Here is a 15,766-nt window from a genome sequence, read left to right on the forward strand (position 1 = left end):
CCGACGTTCCAGAGAGGCCCTGACATGCTTGAGACCGTCCGCGGACCACGCCAGCTGATCGTGGGCGAAGGGGTCGCGCAGAACATCCCGCGCGTGGTGGCCGAGTGCGGCTCCCGGGTCCTCATCGTGACCGACCGGATTCTGCTGGGACAGCCGGGCGTCGCCGAGATCGTGGCCGCCGTACGGGAGAAGGCCAAGGTCGTCGCGGTGTTCGCCGACGCCACCCCGGACGTGCCACTCTCCGACGTCGCCCTGGCCGTCTCGGTCGCCGCGGAGGTGAACGCCGACGTGATCCTCGCCATCGGCGGCGGTACGGTGATCGACCTCGCCAAGATCGTCGGCGTCATCCGGCGCCACGGCGGCACGCCACGCGACTTCTACGGCGAGTCGAAGGTGCCGGGGCCGACGATTCCTCTCGTCGCGGTCCCGACCACGTCAGGCACCGGCTCGGAGCTCACGCCGGTCTCGGTGCTGACCGACCCGGACCGCGCGCTGAAGGTGGGGGTCTCCAGCGTCCACATCGTGCCCGACTTCGCCATCGTGGACCCCGAGCTCACCTACACCTGCCCCGCGACCGTCACCGCCCACTCCGGCATCGACGCGTTCTGTCACGCGGTGGAGAGCTTCACCGCGCGCCCCCGTGCCCACAGCCCGCGCGACCCGGTGGAACAGGTCTTCCTCGGCCGCAACCCGATCACCGACCACTACGCGCTGCTGGCCGCGGAGCGGATCGCCCGCAGCCTGCGCCGCGCCGTCAGGGACGGAGGCGACACGGACGCGCGCGCAGACATGTCCTACGGGTCGATGCTCGCCGGAATCGCCTTCTCCCACGCCGGCAACGCTGCCCCGCACGCTTTCCAGTACCTCATCGGCGCGGCCACCCACACGCCGCACGGCCTGGGCGTCGGGCTGCTGCTGCCCTACGCGCTGGACGCGGCCAGGGACGCCATCGACGACCGGCTGACCATCCTCGCCGGCGTGTGCGGGCTCGACGTGACCGACGCCTCGGATGCCGAGGGCGCAGATGCGTTCCTCACCTGGCTCGACGGGCTCCTCGCCGACATCGGCATGCCTGCCACCTTGGCGGACATCGGGGTGGCACGCGCCGACCTCCCACGCTTCGCGGAGACGGCCGGCGGCATCACCCGCTTGATGCAGAACCACCCAGGCCCGACCGACACCGCCAGCCTCACCGCGATCCTCGAAGCGGCCTGGCTCGGGGACCGGACCCGACACAGGCCCCGGCTCCCCACCAGACCCAGCATCTGACCCGAACTGCTCCGTCGCCTGCTCGTCAAGGCGGCTACGCTGCCCTCGTGACGCACGAGAAGGAGATCGTCGAGCCGGTCGACCTGTGCCTGCCGAACGGGCGGCTCAACCCCGCGGCGGTCGGCTGGACCCGCCGGCCGCTGCACCGGGCGAACCTGCGCGGCTGGGGAAGGGCCAAGCGCTGGGAGTACTGGGGGATCGTCACGCCCACCCACATCGTCGGCCTCGTCGCATCGTCGCTGGACTACGCCGGCGTGCACGGCGTCTACGTGCTCGACCGCGCAACGAAGGTCGAGGTCAGCAAGGACGCGGTGGTCCCCTTCGCCCGCGGCGCCGAACTGCCGCCCGTCAGCGGCGCGGGCACCGCGAGCGTGCGCGGCGCCGGCCTGTCGATCGACATCGACCAGACCCCCGAGGGCAGCACGATCCGCGCCACCGCACCCGGCGTCGAGATCGACCTCATCGTGCCGCTGCCGCCCGGCCACGAGTCGCTCGGCGTCGTGGTCCCGTGGAGCGCTCGCCGGTTCCAGTACACGGTCAAGGACGTCGGCCGTCCGGTGCACGGCTCGCTGCGGGTGAACGGCACGGCGCACGCCGTGGCCGGGGAGGACTCGTTCGCCGTGCTCGACCACGGCCGGGGCAAATGGCCGTACGCGATCCGGTGGAACTGGGCGGCCGGCAGCGCGCCGGGCGTGTCGATCCAGCTCGGCGGCAAGTGGACCGACGGTACCGGCTCGACCGAGAACGCGCTCATCGCCGGCGGGCGGCTGCACAAGCTCGGCGCCGAACTGCGCTGGAGCTACGACCGCCGCGACTGGCTGCGGCCGTGGCGGATCAGCGGCGACCGGGTCGAGGTGGAGTTCCACCCGTTCCACGAGAAGATCGCGCGCACCAACCTCGGCATCGTGGCCAATGAGACCCACCAGTGCTTCGGACACTTCTCCGGCTGGGTCCAGGCGGACGACGGCGGCCGGGTGAGTCTGGACGGCCTGGTCGGGTGGGCCGAGGAGGCTCACAACCGCTGGTAGCGCAGCCGGGCGTTGACCTGCCGACCACGCGCCGGTCGTAGGCCGTGGAGCTCATCCTCCACGTCGGACAGTTGCGTGTGGACGGTCGCGCTCACCCCGGCCGGGATCGCGGGCACGACGTCAGTTCTTTGTCGGAGCCCGCACCCGTGCAACCTCGTCGATGCTTCAACGGTCCTTCCGAGTGACGACATCCACGAGACCACGGGGGGTACATCGATGGGAAGACGTCTTGCCGCGGCGAGCCTTGCCACGCTGCTCGGGCTCGCGCCGGTGGCACCTGCCGCGGCCGCCGCACCCGTAACCTTCACCCCGGGCGCGCCCGGGCTCGGCGACCCGCACTACCCGCTGTCGGGCAACGGCGGCTACGACGTGCGCCACTACGACCTCGACGTGCGCTACGCCCCGGCCACCGACGAGCTGACCGGCCACGCCACGATCCTCGCCGCCGCCACTCAGCACCTGTCCCGCTTCGACCTCGACCTGACCGGCCTGGCCGTCGACGCGATCCGCGTCAACGACCGTCCCGCGGCCTGGACCCGCGACGGCGGTGAGCTGGTCATCACCCCGGCCCGGGGCCTGCGCAAGGGGCAGCCGTTCACCGTCGATGTGCGCTACCACGGGGTGCCGGTCCGGTACAGCTACCCGAGCGACATCCCCGGCGAGCCGGCGTACGAGTACGGCTTCATCCGCACCGACGACGGCGCGATCATCGCCGGCGAGCCGGAGTCCGCGACGCTGTGGTTCCCGGTGAACGACCACCCGCGGGACAAGGCGACCTACTCGATGCGCCTGACGGTGCCCGAGGGGCTGACCGCGATCGGCAACGGCGTGCCGCTCGGCTCGTCCACCCGCGACGGCTGGACGACGTGGCGGTGGGCGGCGCTCACTCCGGTCGCCAGCTACCTGAGCACGATGGCGGTCGGCCGGTTCCGCGTCGATCAGCACCTGCACGACGGGCGGCCGACCGTGATCGCCGTCGACGCCGCGCTCGCCCCGGAGGTCGCCGACCCGGTCGTCGGACGCACCGACGAGATCACCGACTACCTGGAGACCCTGTTCGGCGCGTACCCGATGGAGGCCAACGGCGCGATCGTCGACCGGGCCGACACGCTGTGGTTCGCGCTGGAGACCCAGACCCGGCCGACGTACCCCGCCTCGTACTTCACGTCCGGCACCAGCAGGTACCAGGCGACGGTCGTCGCGCACGAGCTCACCCACCAGTGGTTCGGCGACAGCGTGTCGGTGGCCAACTGGTACGACACCTGGCTCAACGAGGGCTTCGCCACCTACGGCGAGTGGATGTGGGGCGAGCACGACGGCTGGTTCACCGTGCAGCACGAGTTCAACCAGTTCTACGAGTTCCCGATCGACCACCCGTTCTGGGCGCCCGCCTACGATCCGGCCGGTGAGCGGCCGTGGGGGCTCTCGGCGTACACCCGCGGCGCCATGACCCTGCACGCCCTGCGCATGCACGTCGGCGACGCCACGTTCTTCCGGATCCTGCGCACGTGGGCAGCGGAACGCCGGTACGCCAACGGCTCCACCGAACAGTTCGCCGCGCTCGCCTCCCGCGTCGCCGGACGGGACCTGCGGCCGTTCATCATGGACTGGCTCGCCGGCCCGCAGAAGCCTCCGAACCCGGACCCGGCACCGGTGGCGCTCGCCGGCCCGGCGACGGCCGGCGGAGGCTGCGCACCGCCGGCAGGCCTTCCACCCCGCATCATGGCGGGCTGCGGCCGGTGATCGGAGCCGCACCGCCGTGTTCTGTTGCGTTCGCCGATCGGCAAGATCGAGACAGACACGATGGCGTCGTTCCCCGTGCGCGCCATCGCGGTCTACAACGGCCAGGTGCGGGGGTTTCCACCCCGGCGGAGCGCGGCGCTACACGACGCTGCGGCACATCGAAGCGCACCACGCACGCCGCGCTATAGTGACCGTGGAGACCTAGACGCGCACGGATGGTGGCGACATGCCATGGGTCCATTCCTCATCACGGTGCTGCTGTTGGCGATGGCCGGGTTTGTGGCCAGCGTCCGGATCGTCCGGCAATTCGAGCGTGGTCTGATTTTCCGGCTCGGCCGTCTGCGAGACACGACGCGTGGGCCCGGCCTGACCTTGATCGTGCCGTTGCTGGACCGGTTGCAGAAAGTGAACCTGCAGATCGTCACCATGCCGGTCCCGGCACAGGACGGGATCACCCGGGACAACGTGACCGTCACAGTCGACGCGGTGGTGTACTTCCGGGTCACCGACCCGGTCCGCGCCGTCGTCAACGTGCAGGATTACATGTTCGCGGTCCTCCAGGTGGCACAGACGTCGTTGCGCTCGATCATCGGCAAGAGCGACCTCGACGAGCTGTTGACCAATCGCGAGCGGCTCAATCAAGGCCTGGAAGTCATGATCGACAGCCCGGCGATCGATTGGGGCGTCCACATCGACCGGGTGGAAATCAAGGATGTCTCGCTGCCGGAGTCGATGAAACGCTCGATGTCCCGGCAAGCCGAGGCGGAGCGCGAGCGGCGCGCGCGGATCATCACCGCGGACGGTGAGCTGCAGGCGTCGCACAAGCTCGCCGACGCCGCGGCCGCGATGGCGCAGACGCCGACCGCGTTGCAATTGCGGCTGTTGGAGACGGTGGTCGAGGTGGCGGCCGAGAAGAACTCGACGCTGGTCCTGCCGTTCCCAGTCGAACTGCTGCGCTTTCTGGACAAGCCGGAGTCGGTGCGAGTCCCGGCCCCGGCATCAGAGACGGCGCACGCCACCGAGTTGTCCGAGTCCACGCCGCGCGCCGGCCTGCGCGGCCGCGAAATGGGCAACCCGAGTTTCGACGCCGCACACATCGCAAGGACGTAGAGCGGCACCGTTGCGGACCGCTTCACCCGCGAGGACGACAGGTCCTCGGGAGCGCCGCGCGCTACCGGTAGACGAGGCCGCCGCCGACCTCGATGACCTGGCCGGTGACGCCGGCGGCGCCGTCGCCGGCCAACCAGCGCACCGCGGCCATCAGGTCGTCGGGAACCAGGCGGCGGCGCAGGGCCTGCCGCTCGAACACCTCCGCGTCGATCTCCGCCGGGGTCCGGCCCGCCGCCAGTTCGACCTCGCTCTCCGTCATGATCGCGCCCGGCGAGATCGCGTTGACGGTCACGCCGGACGGGCCCAGGGTCCGCGCCAGGGACCGGGTCAGGCCGACCAGCGCGGCCTTGCTCGCCACGTACGACGGGCCGGACGGGCCGCCCATCCGCACGGTCGCCGAGGTGATGTTGATGATCCGGCCGGTACCACGGGTCGCCATGCCCGGCGCCAACGCCTGCGCGAGCAGCATCGGCGCGGTCACGTTCACCGCGAAAGTGGCATTCCACTCGGCGATGCTCAACGCGTCGAGCCCGACGTTCGAGGCGCGGGCAGCGTTGTTGACCAGGACGTCCACCGGTCCGGCCGCCTTTGCCAGGGCGGCGACGTCCGCGGCGACGGACAGGTCGGCCTCGAGGACCAGCACCTCGCCGCCGAGGTCGCGGCACTGCGCCGCGACCATCGCGATCTCCAGCGGCGCGCCGAGGTGGTGCAGCACGACCGTCGTGCCGGAAGCGGCCAGGGCCCGGGCGGCGGCGGCGCCGATGCCGCGACGGGCGCCGGTGACCAGGACGCGGCCGGTCACGGTGTCGCCGCCGGGGACAGGACCGTCTTGACGCTGCGGCCCTCGCTGACCGTGCGCAGCGCGTCGTCGAAGCGTTCGAGCGCGAAGGTGTCCGTCACCAGGGGCGCCAGACGTTCGGGGTGGCGGCCGATGGTGTCGATCGCGGCCGGGAAGCTGCGCAGGATCGCCATCGAGCCGACGATGGTCAGCTCGTCGGCGTAGATCCGGTACGGGGACACCTCGGCCGTCGCCGTGGGTGACGCGACGCCGAAGACGAGCAGGGTGCCAGCCCGCGCGACGCAGGCGAGGGCCTGGCCGAACGCTGCCGGGTTGCCGGTGGCCTCGATGACCCACGGCGCGCGCAGGCCTGCGACCTCCTCCGGTGCGCAGACCGTGGCTCCGGTGAGCCGGGCGGCGAGTGCCCGGCGGGCGGGGTTGACGTCGACGAGGGTCACCGGGCCGACGCCGCGCAGGTCGAGCAGGACGGCCAGGACCATGCCCATGGTGCCGGCACCGAAGATGACGACAGGCTCGTCGGGTCTGGCGGCGAGTCGTTCCAGGCCGCGAACGGCGCAGGCGACCGGCTCGGCAAGCGGGGCGACGGCGAACGGAAACGTCTCCGGCAGCCGGTACAGGTTGGCGGCCGGTGCCGGGGTGAACTCGGCCCACGCGCCGGGCTCGGTGGCGCCGATCGCGCGCCAGTCGGTGCACATGTTGCCGCGGCCTCGGCGGCACGGGTCGCAGCGGCCGCAGTGCAGGGACGGGTCGACGGCGACGAGGTCGCCGGGGGCGAAGCCGGTGACGCCGGCGCCGACCGCGACCACTTCACCCCAGGGCTCGTGCCCCGGCACCAGCGGGAAGCGGTCACTGCCGAGGTCGCCGGCGACGAGGTGCAGATCGGTGCCGCAGATGCCGCAGGAGCGCACCGCGACGACGACGCCGTCGCGGTCCGGTGCGGGATCGGGCAGGTGTTCGAGGCTCAGCTGTCCGGGTCCGGTCACCACCACTGCGCGCATGTCACCCTCCTTCACGAGTCGAAGACGATGAGGCCGCGGGTGGCCTCGCCACGGCGCAGTGCGTCGTATGCCTCGTCGACCTGGTGTACTCCCCACCGGCCGGACACCATGTCGGCGAGCGGGAGCCGGCCCGCCAGGTACAGGTCGACCAGGTCAGGGAAGTCGACGGGCGGGTTCGAGGACCCGTACTTCGACGCGATGATCCGGCGTTCGCCGTTGAGCAGGTGGCCAGGGTCGAAGGCGACCGTCGTGTCGTCGGGGTAGCCGGCGATCAGCACGCAGGTGCCCCGCCGGGCCAGGCTGCGCAGGGCGAGGCCGAATGCGGGTGCGGCGCTGGTGGTGACGAACGCGAAGTCGGCGCCGCCGCCGGTCGCCGCCAGCACCTGGTCGAGCGCGTCGGGTGCGGTGGCGTCGACGCAGTGGGTGGCGCCGATCGCGCGTAGCGTGTCGAACTTCCCGGGGACGACGTCGACGGCCACGATCGGATACGCACCGGCCAGGGCGCCGGCGTGCAGGACGTTGGCGCCGATCCCGCCGCAGCCGACGACGACCATACTCTCGCCCAGCCGGACCCGGGCGGTGGAACGGACCGCGCCGACGCCGGTGGCGACCGCGCAGCCGATCATCGCGGCCAGGTCGAGCGGGATCTTCGGGCTGACCGGGACGACGGCCCGCTCGTGCAGGACCGCGAGCGGCGCGTTGGTCGCGGGGCCGTAGTGGTACACGTCGGCGCCGTCGAGGTGGTAGCGGGTCTCGCCGTCGCCCATGCGGCCCAGCGGCGGCTGGTCCCCGCACAGGGCCGGCAGCCCCTGGCGGCAGGTCCGGCAGCGGCCGCAGCCGGGTGCCCAGGAGACGACGACGTGGTCGCCCGGGACAACGGTGGTCACGCCGGGCCCGACCGACTCCACGACGCCGGCGCCCTCGTCACCGAGCACGATGGGCATGGGGATTCCGGCGTGCTGGCCGTCCATCGCGTACAGGCAGCTGTGGCAGACGCCGGAAGCGGCCATCCGGACGCGGACCTCGCCGGCGCGGGGTTCGTCGACATCGACCGCGACGACCTCGTGCGGCGAGCCTGCGCGGAAGAGCACAGGGGTAGGGACCTGCATGGGACACACTCCTGTTCAGGCTGCCGGACCGGTCAACTGAATCTTCACGTCGGCGCCCGCTCCAGCGGCGGCGAGCGCGGCCCGCGCATCGGTCAGCGGTCGGGTCGCGGTGACCAGCCGTTCGACGGCACCGCCGGCGGCGACGAGGCGCTCCGCGGCGGCGAAGTCGGCCGGCAGGTACATGGCCGATCCGGCGACGCTGACCTCCTGGTCCTGGATGGTCTCGATGGCCACGGTGAGCGGGCCGTGGCCGACCCCGACGACGACCACGCGGCCGCCGCGGGTGGCGAGGTCCACGGCGTCGCCGAGGGAGGCGGCGCTCGCCACACAGTCGAAGACCACGTCGGGGCGGCCGTCGAGCGCGGTGCGGATGCCGGCGGACAGCGCCGGGCCGGCCGGGTCGAAGGTCGCGGTCGCGCCGAGACCGCTGGCGAGATCCCGTTTGCCGGGCACCGGGTCCGTGACGACGACGGCGGCGGCCCCGGCGGCGCGGGCGGCGAGGAGGACGGACTGGCCGATCGAGCCGCCGCCGAGGATCGCCACGGTGGCGCCGCTGAGTGGGCCGGCGATGCCGGTCGCATGCACGGCGGTGGCGAGCGGCTCGATCATCGCCGCGGCGGTCAGCGAGACCCCGCCGGGGACCCGGGCCAGCGCGGCGACCGGGACGGTGAAGGCATCGGCGAAGGCGCCCGGCCGGTGCGAGCCGATGCCGACGAGGTTGACGCAGAGATTCTCCTTGCCGCGCCCGCAGTAGAAGCAGTCGCCGCAGGCGACGGCCGGACGCAGGTAGACCGGATCGCCGGGGGCGAACGCGGTCACCCCGGCGCCGACCGCGACCGTCAACCCGGAGGCCTCGTGGCCGGGCCGGATCGGGTACGGCAGCCACGGATGGCCGCGCCTCAGCGTGTGCAGGTCGGAGCCGCAGATGCCGGCGTAGGCGGTGGCGACGAGCACCTCTCCCGGCCCGGGCTCGGGCACCGGCACCCGCCGGACCTCGACCGTCTCCGGTCCGGTGATCCAGACCTGCGTCATCTCGTCGTGCGGCCCGGTCATCGGGCGCTCCTCTCACCGAAATGGTGGCCGGGCGGCCCCTGCCGCCCCAGGTCGAGCAGGTGGACCGCGCCGCCGGGCGCGGTGGGATCGACGTCGTCGGCCGCGGTGGTGACGGCGAGCCGTCCGGCGTGGAACGCACAGGAGGTGACATTGCGTTCGGGCAGGTCGATCCGGCCCGCCGGGGTGCCGTCGGGACGCAGCCGCAGCACGCAGTGCCCGCCCCAGACGGCCAGCCACAGGTCCCCGCCGGCGTCGACGGTGAGCCCGTCGGGGATGCCCTGTGCCCGCGGGATGGTGAGGATCACCTCCGGTGGGCCGGGGTCTCCGTCGCGGAACGGGGCCCGTGACAGGGTGCCGGGGCCGCTGTCGACGACGTACAGCGTCTCGCCGAGCGGGTCCCAGGCGATGCCGTTGCCGTGGCTGACGCCGTCCCAGTGCCGGACCGTCGTGCCCGCGGCGTCGACCGACCACAGCGCGCCGCCGCCGGGGGTATCGGGCACGACGGTGCCGGTCCACAGCCGCCCGTCCGGGCCGGCCTTCGCGTCGTTGCACCGCACGCCCGCCGGGTCGTCCGGCAGCTCGGCGACGATCCGGCCGGAGGCGAGCCGGATCTGCCGGTCGACGACGAGGACGGGTTCGCCATCCGCGCCGGCGACCACGGCCGCCAGGACGCCGCCGGTGACGCGCACCTCGCTGCGCACCCCGGCCCGGTAGGTGTGCAGCACACCGCGCCCGGCGTCGACCCAATGCAGGGTGCCGGTCCCTGGCATCGTCAGCGGGCTCTCGCCGAGCACGCACCGCGTGTCGAGCGTCTCGTCCGCCGCCGGCCGATACGAGGGCAGCGCGTGCAGGTGCGAAGGCATGTCAGCGCTCCGGTGGCAGGCAGACGATCGCCGTCAGCACGCCGCTGAACCGCAGGTGCCCGGCCGCCGCCGGTACGACCCAGGTCTGCCCGGCGCTGATCGGCAGGCTCGCGTCGCCGTGTTCGAGCTGGCCGGTGCCGCCGGTCACGACGACGACGGCGAAGCCGGTGCCGGGCAGCGCCACAGTGCCGGCGCACTCGACCAGCCAGGCCCGGAAGAACTCGTCGGCGGCGGGCGCGAAGAGGCTGCTGAGCCGGTCGGACCCGCTGCGCCGCAGCACCGTCGGCGCCGGCAGCAGCGCGTCGAGCCGGTCGCCGTAGCCGCCGAGATCGAAGCAGGACAGTGCCAGGTCCCAGCCGAGGCCGAGCGTCGCGGCGTCCGCGCCGACGCCGAACGCGTCGTGGTCGGCGAGGATCGAGAACGACGTGGGCTCCTGCAGCTCGGTGATGAAGACGCCGGGGCCGATCGCGTGCGGCAGGCCGGCCGGCACGTAGAGCACCTGGCCCGCGCGGACGGGCAGCTCGTTCATCAGGGCGAGCATGCCGTGCGTGTCCTGGGCGTCGACCAGGTCGCGCCAGAGCCCGGCGGTGGCGGTCTCGCGCAGGCCGAGCCACACCTTCGCGTCCGGTTCGGCGTCGAGCACGATCCAGCCCTCGGTCTTGCCGAAGAAGCTGCCGAGCCGGGCCCGGGCGAAGGCTCGGGTCGGATGGCAGTGCACCGGCAGCCGTTCACCGGCGTCGAGGAGCTTCACCAGGAGGCCCGTCTCGCCCTCGGGGAAGGCGGGTCCGGGGCCCAGCCAGCCCGCCGGGTCGGCGGCGATGAGCTGCCGCAGCGGGCCGTCCTCGGTCGCGGAGATGCCGGTGCCGGCCGGCGCGCCCGCCGGCAGGATCGCCGCCGGCAGCGCGCTTACCGACCCGACCCAGTCCTCGGGACCGTCCACTTCGGAGGCGCCCCGGAATGCGCTGATCCGGCGGCCACCGGCGTAGTACACCGGAACCCGGTTGTCACCGACCCGCAGCGGTCGAAGCGTCGTCATGAGGTGCCGTCCAAGTCGATCGGGTACAGCGGGCGCGGCGCCCGCTCGAAGGTCAGGTAGTCCAGGCGTGGCGTGCTCGCCCCGGGCAGGTCGAGGAGGATGGCTTCGACGAACAGTCCCCGGAAGCCGGCCCGGTACATCGTCGCCGAGCGGACCACGACCGCCTGCGCGGCAGCCGGGTCGAGGCCGGCGTGCCGGTAACCGGCCGGGTCGAAGGTCGGCGCGGGCCGCTCGGTGAGCAGCACGGTCAGGCCGGTGCCGGTGTTCACCGTGGCCCAGCGTCCCATCGAGATCGTGAGGCCGGTCATCGAGTCGCCAGTCAGGACCACGGGTTCGGCGCCGAGCCGGGACACCGTGCCCCGCAGCGGCACCGGCCCGTCCCACCGGTCGTCCAGGGTGGCCCCCACGGGGGTGTCGACGGTGCCGTCCTGGCCGGCGGCGAAGCATTGGGCGACGGCGGGCGCGTCGACGACGGTGGCGTACGCGCGGATGCCGCGCCCGTGCGTGAGGAGCGCGCCGATCACGGCAGCACTGTCCGCCGTGGCCCCGGCGGTCGGCGAATCGGCCGACTGGACGAGCAGCACGGTCCCCCGCGCCGCCCGGACGCGCTCGATGGCCGCGGGCAGCGGCACGGCGTCGACGGCGAACGCGGCCCGGTGGCCCCAGGCCGCCGTGGCGAGGTGCTCGGCATGCGCGAGGGCCGCGGCGCGCTCGCTGCCGGCGTGGGTGACGGTGACGCCGAAGCCGAGGTCGGGAACGTCGAGCCAGGGCTGGACAGGGAACAGCGACACGTCGAGGATACCGGTGCCACCCGCGTCGGCCAGGGTGCGCAGGCGGCGCATCGGCGGGTCGGCGAGGGCCTGGGACTCCGCCGGTACGAGCATGGGCCGCTTGGCCAGGACGGTGCCGACGGGCTCGCGCAGTGCCCGCAGGACGAGCTCGGCGCCCCGGCGCCCGGTGTCGCCCTGGTCGACGTGCGGGTAGGTGTGGTAGCCGATGAGCGCGGCGGCGGCGGCGACGATCCGGCCGGTCACGTTGGCGTGCAGGTCGTGCGTGACCACGATCGGCACGTCCGGGCCGACGACGGCGCGAGCGGCCTCGGTGAAGGCTGCGTCGGCGGCGACGTCGGACTCGGCCACGAGGGCGCCGTGCAGGCACAGCAGCACACCGTCGACCGGCTGTGCGGCGAGCCCGCCGGTGAGCAGGTCCCGCAGCCGCTCGAACGCACCGGCGCGCAGCACGCCGCCGGACATCGCCCACGCCCGTAGCAGCGGCACGGCGGTGGCGCCGGCGGCGGTCAGCGCCTCGACCGCGCCGGCGAGCTCGGTGTTGGTGCCGGCGGCCAGTTCGGCGGCGTCGGCGCCGAGCCACAGCCCGTGCGCCGTGTAGTCGTCCAGTGTGGATGGTTGCGGGGAGAAGGTGTTGGTCTCCTGCACGATGCTGGCGACCGCGATCCGCGGTCTCGCGGCGGCGGTCATGGCATCACCCATCCGCCGTCGACGACAAGCAGCTGGCCGGTGACGAAGCCGGCATCGGCGCCGAGCAGGAAGCTGGTCACCGCGGCCACGTCCGAGGGCTCGCCGCGCCGCCGCAGCGCCTGCACGGCGTACATCGCGTCGGCGACCTCCTCGGCGGTGCCGTAGACGGCCTCGGCCGGGGTGCGGATGGCGCCGGGGGCGATCGCGTTGACCCGCACGGCGTCGGGGCCGGCCTCCCGGGCCAGCGACCGGGTCATCCCGATGATCGCCGCCTTGGACGTGACGTAGTGCAGGTTGCCGGTGCGGCCCAGCAGCGGGGTGACCGACGAGAACAGGACGATGGCGCCGTTGCCGGTGGCCACGAGGTCCGGGTAGGCGGCCTGAACGCACAGGAAGGCGCCGGTGACGTTGACGGCGAGGACGTCGGCCCAGTCGCCGGCGGTGAGCTGCCGCCAGTCGCCCCGCCCGGCGACCGAGGCGGCGGCCGCGCAGACCAGCCCCGACACCGGCCCGAGCCGCTCGCGGACCTGGTCCACCATGCCGGCGACCTGCGTGGCGTCGCGGACGTCGGCCGCCACGGCAATCCCGCCGAGGCGCGCGGCGAGGTCGGCGGCGGTCGCCTCCTCGGCGGCGTCGCCGGGCAGGTGATGCACGGCGACGCGGGCGCCGTCGGCGGCGAGCCTCGCCGCGATGGCCCGGCCGATCCCGCCGGCGGCGCCGGTGACCAGCACGACCCGGCCGGTGAGCGGGCCCGTCATCAGTACCTCGGGAACTTCGCCCGGAACCCGGAGCGGGCCGGGTCCACGAACTCGCTGCCCTCGCCGGAGCGGCGGTGCGCCTCGGCGTAGAAGCGCAACTTGTCGTGGTCGAGTTCGACGCCGAGGCCGGGCCCGGCCGGCACCTGCAGCGTGCCATCGTGGAAGGTGAACGGCTCGGTGATGACGTCGTCGGCCTGTTCGAGCAGGTGGGTGTCGACGGCATGGCTGACCATCGTCTCGGCGGCGGCGACATGCAGGACGGCGGCGGTGGAGATGCCGAGTTCCCGGTCGCTGTGCAGGCTGAGCCCGAGGTTGAAGGTCTCGCAGACCTTCGCCAGCTGCAGCACGGAGCTGGGACCGCCCCAGAAGTGCACGTCGCCGAGGATGACGTCGACGGCGCGGGCCCGTACCGCCAGAGGGATCTGCTCGAACGTCACGCAGCACATGTTGGTCGCCAGCGGTACCGGCGTTCGTTCCCGGACCAGCGACATGCCCTCGATGCCCCAGGTCGGGTCCTCGCAGAACTCGAGGCCATAGTCGGCGAGCTCGTTGAGGACCCGGATGCTCGTCTCGACGGACCAGACTGCGTTGGGGTCGATCCGCAGGTACCGCAGCCGTCCGTCGAGCCGTTCGCGCATCATGCGGACGGAGGCGATCTCCTGCTCGGGCGGCAGGACACCGTTCTTGAACTTGATGTCGCGGAACCCGTATGTGTCGAAGAGCTCCTCGGCGTGGTCGGCGGCGTTCTCGGGCCGGTCGCCGTCGCCGACGTCGGTCATGGAGGCGTAGCGGTAGAAGACGTAGGCGGCGAACTCGACGCGTTCGGTCTCGATGCCGCCCCAGAGGTCGCCGCAGCGTTTGCCCAGCGCCTTGCCGAGCAGGTCCCAGCACGCCATCTCGACCGCGGCGCCGGCCAGCTTCGCGGCGCCGACGAGGGCGAGCTGCTCGCTGGTCATCCGGAAGATGCTGAACCGGCGGGTGATCCGCCACACCTCGTGCGGGTCGACGCCGATGAACAGGTCCCGGTTGAGCTCCAGGGCCCGGACGATCTCGTCGCCGCCGCGGGTCTCGCCGAGCCCGACGAGGCCCTCGTCGGTGATGAGCTCGACGATGGTGCGGGTGGTGGCGACCTCCACCCCGAACGACCAGCGCAGTGGGCGGCGCAGCGGCACGGTCACCGGCGTGGCCCGGATGTCGACGATCTTCACCGGTCAGCTTCCCTTCCGTGCGGCCAGCACGGTGCGGACGGCCTCGAGCGTGGCGTCGATGTGGTCCTCCTCGTGGGTGGTGGACAGAAACCAGGTGCCGCGCGGCAGCACCCGAATCCCCTGGCCCAGCAGCGCGTGCGCGAAGTCCAGGTAGCCTTCGCGGTCGGCCGCCAGGGCTTCGCGGTAGTCGGCGGGGCGCACCGCGCCGAAGCGGACCTGGAACACGGCCGGGTAGCCGACGATCTGCGCGTCGACGCCGGCGTCGGCGAACTCCTTGCGCAGCCCGTCCATCAACCGCGCGCCGGTGACGGCGATCCGCTCGTGTGGTCGGCCGGTGCTGATCTCGGTGAGGGCGGCGACGGTGGCGGCGATCGCCACGGACTGGGTGTTGTAGGTGCCGCCCTGCAGCACGCGCCCGTCGGCGAGCAGCTGCATCAGGTCGCGGCGCCCGACGAGGGCTGCGACGGGGAAGCCGTTGGCGAGGGCCTTGCCCAGGACGGTCAGGTCGGGCATGACGCCGAACTGCTGCTGCGCGCCGCCGGGGGCGACCCGGAAGCCGGTGATGACCTCGTCGAAGATGAGGACCGTGCCGGTCTCGTCGCAGGCCTGCCGGACGGCCTCGAGGTAGCCGGGCAGCGGCAGGATGCCGGCGTTGTTGAACATCACCGGTTCCATGATGACGGCGGCCACGTCGCGGGTGGCGAGCCTGTCCCGGACCGCTCCGGCGTCGTTCCAGCCGAGCACGACGATGTCCGTGGGGGGTGCCTGGCCGGCTGACCCGGCGACCGGTGTCGGGGCCCCGGCCGGCCCCGCGTCTGCCGGGTCGGGTGCGACGCTCCACAGGACATTGTCGAACCAGCCGTGATAGTGGCCTTCGAACTTGAGCACGGTCGAGCGCCCGGTGGCGGCGCGCGCGACCCGCAGGGCGGCGTGGACGGCCTCGCTGCCGGAGACCGAGAAGCGGACCAGTTCGGCGGAGGGCACCAGCCGCACCAGCAGTTCGGCGGCCCGGAACTCGGCCTGGGTCTGCCCGGCGACGAGGATGCTTCGGTCGAGCTGCGCGTGCGCGGCCTCGACGACCGCCGGTGGGCGGTGGCCCAGCAGCATCGGGCCCATGCCGAGAAAGTAGTCGAGGAGCCGGTTGCCGTCGACGTCGGTGAGGAAGGGCCCGTCAGCGGCGGTGAACACCAGCGGATGGGGGCGCATCCCCACCCGGAAGGCGCTGTTGACCCCGCCGGCCACCGACGCGGCGGCGCCGGAGATCAGCGTGCGGGAGGTCTCGAACTGCATGTGCTGCTCCTGTCACAGTGCTGC

At 73.1% G+C, this 15,766-nt stretch carries 14 protein-coding genes; 4 read left to right on the plus strand and 10 right to left on the minus strand.

Going from position 1 to position 15,766, the window contains the following annotated elements; genetic code table 11:
* The first annotated feature begins 24 nt into the window (after positions 1 to 24).
* From AB0I21_RS46245 to AB0I21_RS46260, 4 genes are all read left to right on the plus strand, one after another.
* Positions 25 to 1,269, plus strand: coding sequence for an iron-containing alcohol dehydrogenase (locus tag AB0I21_RS46245; RefSeq protein WP_360570634.1), 1,245 nt, complete (start codon positions 25 to 27; stop codon positions 1,267 to 1,269).
* Positions 1,270 to 1,316: 47 nt separating this feature from the next.
* Positions 1,317 to 2,297, plus strand: coding sequence for a DUF2804 domain-containing protein (locus AB0I21_RS46250; RefSeq protein WP_360570635.1), 981 nt, complete (start codon positions 1,317 to 1,319; stop codon positions 2,295 to 2,297).
* Positions 2,298 to 2,513: 216 nt separating this feature from the next.
* A complete protein-coding gene (locus AB0I21_RS46255) occupies positions 2,514 to 4,040 on the plus strand; it encodes a M1 family metallopeptidase (RefSeq protein ID WP_360570637.1) in 1,527 nt (508 codons plus the stop codon).
* Between the two features lie 231 nt (positions 4,041 to 4,271).
* Positions 4,272 to 5,150: a slipin family protein gene (locus AB0I21_RS46260; RefSeq protein WP_360570639.1), complete on the plus strand. Its 879-nt coding sequence runs from the start codon at positions 4,272 to 4,274 to the stop codon at positions 5,148 to 5,150.
* Positions 5,151 to 5,211: 61 nt separating this feature from the next.
* Here AB0I21_RS46260 and AB0I21_RS46265 read toward each other — a convergent pair whose 3' ends face one another.
* The 10 genes from AB0I21_RS46265 to AB0I21_RS46310 are packed head-to-tail and all read right to left on the minus strand — an operon-like array spanning position 5,212 to position 15,742.
* Positions 5,212 to 5,952 (minus strand): SDR family oxidoreductase, encoded by a 741-nt coding sequence (locus tag AB0I21_RS46265; RefSeq protein WP_360570641.1) that lies wholly within the window; start codon positions 5,950 to 5,952, stop codon positions 5,212 to 5,214.
* Positions 5,949 to 6,947 carry an alcohol dehydrogenase catalytic domain-containing protein gene (locus tag AB0I21_RS46270; RefSeq protein ID WP_360570643.1) on the minus strand — a complete coding sequence of 333 codons (999 nt, stop codon included), beginning with the start codon at positions 6,945 to 6,947 and terminating at the stop codon, positions 5,949 to 5,951. The genes AB0I21_RS46265 and AB0I21_RS46270 overlap by 4 nt, the downstream gene beginning before the upstream one ends.
* A gap of 11 nt (positions 6,948 to 6,958) precedes the next feature.
* Positions 6,959 to 8,056, minus strand: coding sequence for an alcohol dehydrogenase catalytic domain-containing protein (locus tag AB0I21_RS46275; RefSeq protein WP_360570645.1), 1,098 nt, complete (start codon positions 8,054 to 8,056; stop codon positions 6,959 to 6,961).
* A gap of 15 nt (positions 8,057 to 8,071) precedes the next feature.
* The gene (locus AB0I21_RS46280) at positions 8,072 to 9,109 is read right to left on the minus strand and encodes an alcohol dehydrogenase catalytic domain-containing protein (protein WP_360570647.1); all 1,038 of its coding nucleotides are present in this window, start codon (positions 9,107 to 9,109) and stop codon (positions 8,072 to 8,074) included.
* Positions 9,106 to 9,972, minus strand: coding sequence for an SMP-30/gluconolactonase/LRE family protein (locus tag AB0I21_RS46285; protein ID WP_360570649.1), 867 nt, complete (start codon positions 9,970 to 9,972; stop codon positions 9,106 to 9,108). Before AB0I21_RS46285 ends, AB0I21_RS46280 begins: the two co-directional genes overlap by 4 nt.
* 1 nt (position 9,973) lies before the next feature.
* Positions 9,974 to 11,008, minus strand: a complete 1,035-nt coding sequence (locus AB0I21_RS46290) for a hypothetical protein (RefSeq protein WP_360570651.1) — start codon at positions 11,006 to 11,008, stop codon at positions 9,974 to 9,976.
* Positions 11,005 to 12,486: a M81 family metallopeptidase gene (locus AB0I21_RS46295; protein WP_360570653.1), complete on the minus strand. Its 1,482-nt coding sequence runs from the start codon at positions 12,484 to 12,486 to the stop codon at positions 11,005 to 11,007. Before AB0I21_RS46295 ends, AB0I21_RS46290 begins: the two co-directional genes overlap by 4 nt.
* Positions 12,483 to 13,244 (minus strand): SDR family oxidoreductase, encoded by a 762-nt coding sequence (locus tag AB0I21_RS46300; protein WP_360570655.1) that lies wholly within the window; start codon positions 13,242 to 13,244, stop codon positions 12,483 to 12,485. The genes AB0I21_RS46295 and AB0I21_RS46300 overlap by 4 nt, the downstream gene beginning before the upstream one ends.
* A complete protein-coding gene (locus AB0I21_RS46305; protein WP_360570657.1) occupies positions 13,244 to 14,452 on the minus strand; it encodes an enolase C-terminal domain-like protein in 1,209 nt (402 codons plus the stop codon). Before AB0I21_RS46305 ends, AB0I21_RS46300 begins: the two co-directional genes overlap by 1 nt.
* 3 nt (positions 14,453 to 14,455) lie before the next feature.
* Positions 14,456 to 15,742 (minus strand): aspartate aminotransferase family protein, encoded by a 1,287-nt coding sequence (locus tag AB0I21_RS46310; protein ID WP_360570658.1) that lies wholly within the window; start codon positions 15,740 to 15,742, stop codon positions 14,456 to 14,458.
* Between the last annotated feature and the right edge of the window lie 24 nt (positions 15,743 to 15,766).

The organism is Dactylosporangium sp. NPDC050588, from assembly GCF_040654975.1.
Classification (GTDB): domain Bacteria; phylum Actinomycetota; class Actinomycetes; order Mycobacteriales; family Micromonosporaceae; genus Dactylosporangium; species Dactylosporangium maewongense.